This is a genomic window from Vibrio sp. B181a (assembly GCF_030248375.1).
In the GTDB taxonomy this organism is placed as follows: Bacteria; Pseudomonadota; Gammaproteobacteria; order Enterobacterales; family Vibrionaceae; genus Vibrio; species Vibrio campbellii.
In genome coordinates this window covers 1-572 of sequence record NZ_JAHGAD010000150.1, presented here as the reverse complement: position 1 = coordinate 572, position 572 = coordinate 1, and the positions used below count along the sequence as shown (strand labels likewise).

At 42.7% G+C, this 572-nt stretch carries 1 protein-coding gene; it reads left to right on the top strand.

The features are described 5' to 3' along the window. The first annotated feature begins 43 nt into the window (after positions 1-43). Positions 44-427 (top strand): lysozyme inhibitor LprI family protein, encoded by a 384-nt coding sequence (locus KIO97_RS26810; RefSeq protein ID WP_052437390.1) that lies wholly within the window; start codon positions 44-46, stop codon positions 425-427. Positions 428-572 lie beyond the last annotated feature (145 nt).

Below are 572 nucleotides of genomic sequence, written 5' to 3'. Positions count from 1 at the left end.
ACCTTAACAGGGCGTTATGTGCTAATGGGTAGGAGTTAGTAAAGTGCGTAAATTTTTGGTTTTGATTCTTTGTTGCTCATCGTTCTCACTTTCTGCGGAGAGTAACGTCGAAGATTGTCAATTGTTTGGCTCTTTATGCGAGCTTCAGGCGAACTTTGAGTTGGCAGATAAAGAGTTGAATGATGTTTATAAAAACATAATGAATCAGATCAATTCAGGAGAACTGTCTGATAGAACTCTTGTGGATTCTGCTGAACTTAAGCAGAGCTTGCTTAGTAGTCAGCGGATCTGGCTACAGTTCAAAAAGTCCAACTGTGATGCATTTTACGTACTCCAGAGTGGGGGGAGTCAGCGAAACGAAGCACGCATGGAGTGTGAAATTGAAATGACTAAGGAGCGTACAAACTATCTAATAAGTTGGTACTGACTTGGTTTGAATACGCACATAACAAACTGCTCAAGAGGGATTCGCAACGCGTGGCATTTTTACTATGCGTTGAATTTAGTGTTTAAGGTGGTATGCGGCGGCTTCGGTATTGCGTTGCTCACCCCTTAGCAGGGCGTTATTTCCG